Source organism: Orenia sp., assembly GCF_055140805.1.
The window spans coordinates 1-6,286 of record NZ_JBSQYM010000163.1 but is presented as its reverse complement, the minus strand read 5'-3'; the positions used below and the strand labels follow the sequence as shown (position 1 = coordinate 6,286).

Here is a 6,286-nt window from a genome sequence, read left to right as displayed (position 1 = left end):
TAGCTACGGGTTTTAACCCGTAGTGTAACATATCACCATCACCACAGGTTGAAACCTGTGGCTAGTAAATTTATCATTATAAAAAGTGTCGCAATATCTTTCTATTGTTTCATTCTAAAGTTGGATGACTATATTAAGCATGGTCATTCTTTATATTTACACCTGATCAAGTCTTAGCCAGCCATCCTGATTATAAGTATCTGGAGCTTCTAACATTCTTTTCATCACTGCAGTTAAAGCACATCTTACTTGTGCAGGTGAAACCTCCACCTTAATAATATCTAAGAGATTAGTTTTTGATAAATATACTTCGAAAAGATTTTAAATGATCAACCTTATTCTTATATAATTTCTTAATTCCGTCAGAGAGTTCATAATTATAAATCATAGCCTCATATTTTTTAATTAACTTATTTATTTCAATAACTTTATACATTGATTATACCTCCTATTAATATTAATAGTTATCTTTAACATATGATATTTAATCAATATTTATTACAAATTTGGATGTATATTCTATATTTGTTATCTTGCAAATTAATATGTAGGCCATCTATCTCAACTGAATATTATTAAAACTACTCTTATTCATTATCATCTTGGCACTAAATTCTACTGCTTTTTTGCTTAAGCCCTCACATAAATGTGGTGGATTATCAGCTTTAAATCCTTCTGGACGTAACTCTCTACAAAGTAGACTCCCAAACTTCTTTTGAAATTGATCTGCAAACTTATAACAGATATTTCTTATCTCCTTATTAGAAACCCCTTGTTGATTGCCTAAGATACCACAAAACATCAAAGTTCCTGTTACTAGTCCACACTGTGCTCCAAATCTTCCTGCTCCAGGTATAGCACTAGTAGAATCGATTACTTGATCATCTAACTTTACCTTGTATATCTCTCCAAGTGTCTTTAACATTGTAGTAGCACAATTTAAGTCTTCCTCCCAATAATAATCATGTACCCGTTGTTCAATCAATTCTTTCAACTCCATTATTCTCACCTCATTTTCTAGTTTAACTCTTCTATAGATAAGTCCTAGGTTCCTTTCTCTTTCTACTCTTCATTTTCAAAATAAATTTGACAATCCATCCTTTTTTGAAGTTAATCTTTCTTGCTTCTTGAGGACATACCCTGACACAGGCAAAACAACGTAAACAAATCATATCATTTATCTCCAAATTGTCCTTAGCAATTGCTCCTACTGGACAGCTGCTAACACATATGCCACAACTATTACAATTTTCTTTTTCAACTTTAGGCTTTTGAGCAAAGAATCTAGCACTATTTCTTGGTAGAACTTTTGCTATTAAAGGTAATTTCCCTTCAATCTTTAACTCCGGTAACTTATGTATATCAGCTGAATTTTTTAGTTTTTTAGCTATTCTCTTCCCAAACTCCTCTGCCTGTTTTAAGTCAGCTCTATCAGGACGACCTTGGGCTATCTCCAATTTAGAAGTGGAAAAGGAATGCTCTCCAATAAATGAAGCTGCTCCAACAACCTTAAATCCTCCTTGTTCCGCCAACGCTTTTAGCTGTTTAAGTGCTATTCCCTCACCGATATTTCCATAAAGGGCTACTAAAATTATTGCTTGCTCTTCCCCTTTGAGCTTAGTTAAAGTTCTTTCAAGTATTTCTGGAATTCGTTCTTCATATACTGGAACACCAAGTATTAGAATCTCCTTACTACTCTCAATATGGAGGTTAAATTTATCACGAATAGCAGGCTTAGTTAAATCTATCGCCTCTGTATTAGTAACTCCAATCCCCTTAGCTATTGCTGTGATTACCTCCTTGGTTGTATTGGTAGGTGAGAAGAAAATTTCAGTTACCTTATCTAGTTCCATCTCATCACTCCTTGTAATATTTTTAAATCAGACTATCTTCTTAAAATAGTAAATCTAAAATTAGACTTATTCTAAAATAGATTCAACTCCTTCAAAGTATTTAGTAAAGTTTATATCTATATCTTTTAGCTCTGAATTATAAATGGCTTCACAACCATAACTAAAAATAGGTATTAACATCAATACAATCACAATAACCTTCTTCATTAAATCATCCTCTCCTTCTTAGAGATTTTTCACCTTTATTATCTTATTTTATTATGTAATTTAACGATATCTTGGTCAACTAACTCTGGAAAATCTCTTCTAAATTTATTTTTAGCTTTGAATACCTCTTGATAGAGTAACTGCTTAGATTTGATGACCTGTCTTAATAATAAAAATGATAATCCAGAAAGAATAATTTGTATAACTGAATAAATATAATCCTTGGCAAGTAATAAAAACATTCCATAAACAAAAAAACCGATTATAATTAATGCAAGCAGTGGCATAATAACTATATCTCTATTTTGACTATGGATAAAATTAATCATTAATAAACTATGATTTCTTTTTAACAATTCTCTCTCTTTATTATTCACTAATGCTACCTCCTTTAAATCTTCCATATAACTTCAATATCATCTAACTATCAAAGGCTAGTTTTTCAGCTTCCGACCAATTAATAGATAGCTTGGTGCTAAGAAGATACCATTATATAAGATAATCGTTTGCATTAAGTTAACTATAGTATAGTAATTTGCTGGAAGAGCTACTATCAGCCTTAAAATAATAACAAGAAAATAAACAACCATAAGCAAAAACAGTAAAATACAGTTTGCAACTAATAACTGTCTGATGCTTAGCATCAATTCCTTCCACTCTTCATCTGCTAATAATACCCCTTTAAACCACCTCTTAAATATTTGATAGCTTAGAGTCAATTTCTTAATAATCGCCATATAGATTAGATTAATAATTAAAATAATTACGAAAAAAATTATTGCCATATTGACTTCAAAGTAAATTATATCTGTAACAATAAATAATAAATTAATTAATAATAATAGTATTGGAATAAGCCCCATCTATTTATCCCCCCTATTGATTTCAACTTGACTCAATAGCAACACTTTTAGGAATCTGGAATCAGTTATCAGGAACCTGTAAACTATACTGATTCCAGATTCCTGACTCCCGACACGAAAGTGTCGCAATATATCCATTAACCCATGGAGCCTTTATTTTAAAATATTATAATGAATAAGAACCCAAAATTTTAACTAGATTATTCTTTCTAATTTTATCTAGTGCTTCTCTTATCTCTTCTTCATCTTTGTGCCCTTCAATATCAATGAAGAAATAATACTTACCAAGTTCTTGCTTAGTTGGGCGGGAGATGATTGATTTTAAATTAATATCTTTTGTTGAAAACTCATTTAAAATTTTAGACAGAACACCTGATTGATCTGCTACTCCTTCCAAAATAATTATTGATGTTTTATAAGTTTTATCTAGCTCATAATCACCCTTAGACTTAGCAAGTACAATGAATCTAGTCTGATTATGCTCTGAATCGGTTACATTATCAATACAGAGAGAAAAATCATTTTTAATATTAAGTAGATGTCTAGGAATGATTGCACCCTCAGCTATATGATCTTTTTTCACCTGAGAAAAGGATTCACTATTACTTTCAGTAGTTATAAGCTTGACCTGATTAAATTCATCCAAAAAATTATAACATTGGCCTTGAGTCTTAAATTGAACATATATTTTTTCTATATCTGACATGTTCTCACTATTAGCTATAAAGGAAAATTGAATTGGTATGATGATCTCATTGACAATATATAAATCTGACTCTAAGAGTAAATCAAGGGTTCGTTGTACAAAACCATCAAGGGTGTTTTCAATAGGTACAACTCCTAGATTACATTCCTGACCAATAGCCTTAAAGACCTGCCTTATTGTTGGATAATAGGTTATTTCTGATTTTTTATTGCTTACTTCAATATATTTCTTGGTAGCAATCTCACTAAAGGTTCCCATTGCACCAAGTGTTGCTATCTTATCCATTGCTATCCCTCCCCACTGCAAGAGCAACTAAACTATAAGTTAGTCATCTATTCTTATCCTTTTAAAGAAGATACCCAATCTAGTAGAATAAATTAAATTAACTGCATAACTTCCTTTAAAATCTTTTCATCTATATTAGCTCCACTCATTTGCAGAACTACCTTTTTATCCTTTAATCTATCCTTTAGCTTAAGGGCTGCCATAATTGGTGCACTACCTGCTCCTTCAGCGAGATTATGAGTATGCTTTAAAGCAAGAGCAATCCCTTTTTTAATCTCATCTTCACTTAATGTCACAAAATCATCAAGCTGATCTTTATAAATTGAAAATGGTAATTCATAGGCTGAGCCTGTGGCAAAACCACCTGCAAAGGTCTTATTTTCACTACTTTGAATCAGCTTCTCTTTCCATGAAAGATAAGCAGCTTGGGAAGCCTCTGCTTGAACAGAAATGATTTCAATCTTAGGATTAATCTTCTTTAAAACAGTTACTGCTGCTGCAAGCTCACTGCCTGCCCCTATAGGTAATATTACTGTATCTAGATCTGGCAAATCATTTATAATTTCTAAAAATTCTGTTCCTACACCATTAATTAAATGGGGTTCATTTGCTGCATGAATATAATACAAACCTCTTTCTTTACTTAAGCTTTCAACAACCTCTGCAGCTTCTTCAAAGTTATTACCTTCCTCTACTAGCTTAGCACCAGTATCAATAATAGCCTGATTCTTAGCTGAGTTATTTCCCTTAGGTACTACAACTACAGCCTCCATCCCAAACCATTTAGCAGCAGTTGCTACAGAAATACCATGATTTCCTGTAGAGAAAGTGACTACCCCATTAACTCCTCCTTTCTTTAAATGGTGCATCACATTTACACCACCTCTTATCTTGAAACTACCCCCAGGGTTATGGTTTTCATGTTTTATGTATATCTCTGCTCCAATCAGCTTAGATAAGTTCTGATAATAATTTAATTTTGTCGGCTTTAAAAACTTATATACACTCTCCTTGGCCCGAAAGACCTCTTGAATAGATATAGGGTAATCTTTTGTTGTAAAACTCACTGCTATCTCTCCTTCCCTTTGTTTTTACAATCCTAATTAAGATAGTTTTTCCATTCTTTGATGTGGTATAGTAGTTTTAGAGGATGAAAAAACTTCTCCTACAGGCTTGAAATCAAATTTTCTATAAAAATCAATTGCATTCAACCTAGCATTTAGATAAATCTTATCACTATTATTCTCAATTGCTCTTTTAATGAGCCTGCTTATAATTTCCGAAGCTATTCCCTGACCCCTTACCTCAGGATCAACAACCACTTGAGATATTTGACTTATATTCTGATCTATTGTCAATCTACCATAACCAAGTAATCTTTCTGAATTAATACAGACTAAATGAGTGCTCTCTTCTTCATTGGAGTCAGATACAATCTCTCTAGGTAAATTTAAGTCTTTAAAAAAGTTTTTATATCGCAAATTTACCACTTGCTCATACCATTTGGAATCCAGTGGAATAAATTCAAAGTAATTATTTCCAAAATCCATTATCAAAGCTCCTTTCCAATTGATTAGTTAATTAAGACAAAACAAGTTCCCTTGTCATCTCCAAACTAACAGGAATTCCTCCAGCAGCAAAATCAAATTCATGTAATGGGATTATGATACACCATACATTTCTCCCATTCTGTGCTTTGACTTTATCACTAACTGAAATGAATAGCTTAGTAATCTCTGAAAATAGCTTCTTCTTAATCTCTTCATTAATTGCATCTGCAAAGATATAAATCTTTATCACAGCTTTATCATGCTTATCTTTTTCTCCACCAACATATAAACCATCAAACTCCTTGATCTCTAACAATGCTATTGACCTTGAAATCGGATTATCAACTAAACCCTCATACTCTAAAAGAACCTTTGTCAATTCTTTGGCAATAATAGATTTTTCCTCTTCATTAATAAGATTTTGACTCACTAAAACCTCTGCATATGGCATAATTTCTCTCCTCCTACTTATTATTTATCAACTAAAATGGGGAGCGGATTAATCTAAAAAATCTTCAAACTCTACTACTCTTCCAGTTCTAATTCTAAAAGATTCTGCTATAAATCAACATTTTTTAATCAAATACAAAGCTAACTCTAGAATCCTTTGCCCATCTATCTCTTATTTCTTCTATATAATTCTTTTGCCATTATATATAATCTCTTCATATTCTTTAGTAAATTTTGGATGATTCTTTTTAATATATTCTAATATCTATATAGATGGCATTAAAGATTTAACATTTCAATTAGCTATGGGTTTTAACCCGTAGCTTCTGTAGGACTCATAATATCGCCACAGGTTAAAACACTGTGGCTAAT

The 6,286-nt window shown here is 31.8% G+C and carries 10 protein-coding genes; all 10 read right to left on the bottom strand.

Annotated features, from left to right (window positions below):
* Positions 1–289: 289 nt before the first annotated feature.
* Entirely contained in the window at positions 290–436 is a 147-nt protein-coding gene (locus tag ACTCDL_RS13335; protein WP_463177694.1) for a hypothetical protein, read from the bottom strand.
* 120 nt (positions 437–556) lie between these two features.
* Entirely contained in the window at positions 557–1,000 is a 444-nt protein-coding gene (locus tag ACTCDL_RS13330) for a C-GCAxxG-C-C family protein (protein WP_463177689.1), read from the bottom strand.
* Between the two features lie 31 nt (positions 1,001–1,031).
* The gene (locus ACTCDL_RS13325) at positions 1,032–1,853 is read right to left on the bottom strand and encodes an EFR1 family ferrodoxin (protein ID WP_463177686.1); all 822 of its coding nucleotides are present in this window, start codon (positions 1,851–1,853) and stop codon (positions 1,032–1,034) included.
* 66 nt (positions 1,854–1,919) lie between these two features.
* Complete coding sequence (locus ACTCDL_RS13320; RefSeq protein ID WP_463177682.1) at positions 1,920–2,060, bottom strand: hypothetical protein; 141 nt, start codon at positions 2,058–2,060, stop codon at positions 1,920–1,922.
* 38 nt (positions 2,061–2,098) lie between these two features.
* Positions 2,099–2,437, bottom strand: a complete 339-nt coding sequence (locus ACTCDL_RS13315) for a hypothetical protein (protein WP_463177676.1) — start codon at positions 2,435–2,437, stop codon at positions 2,099–2,101.
* Between the two features lie 57 nt (positions 2,438–2,494).
* The gene (locus ACTCDL_RS13310; protein WP_463177673.1) at positions 2,495–2,923 is read right to left on the bottom strand and encodes a hypothetical protein; all 429 of its coding nucleotides are present in this window, start codon (positions 2,921–2,923) and stop codon (positions 2,495–2,497) included.
* A gap of 166 nt (positions 2,924–3,089) precedes the next feature.
* Positions 3,090–3,914: a prephenate dehydratase gene (locus ACTCDL_RS13305; RefSeq protein WP_463177670.1), complete on the bottom strand. Its 825-nt coding sequence runs from the start codon at positions 3,912–3,914 to the stop codon at positions 3,090–3,092.
* A gap of 92 nt (positions 3,915–4,006) precedes the next feature.
* Positions 4,007–4,981 (bottom strand): threonine ammonia-lyase, encoded by a 975-nt coding sequence (locus ACTCDL_RS13300; protein WP_463177667.1) that lies wholly within the window; start codon positions 4,979–4,981, stop codon positions 4,007–4,009.
* 36 nt (positions 4,982–5,017) lie between these two features.
* Positions 5,018–5,464 carry a GNAT family N-acetyltransferase gene (locus tag ACTCDL_RS13295; protein WP_463177663.1) on the bottom strand — a complete coding sequence of 149 codons (447 nt, stop codon included), beginning with the start codon at positions 5,462–5,464 and terminating at the stop codon, positions 5,018–5,020.
* Between the two features lie 31 nt (positions 5,465–5,495).
* Positions 5,496–5,915, bottom strand: coding sequence for a hypothetical protein (locus ACTCDL_RS13290; RefSeq protein WP_463177660.1), 420 nt, complete (start codon positions 5,913–5,915; stop codon positions 5,496–5,498).
* Positions 5,916–6,286 lie beyond the last annotated feature (371 nt).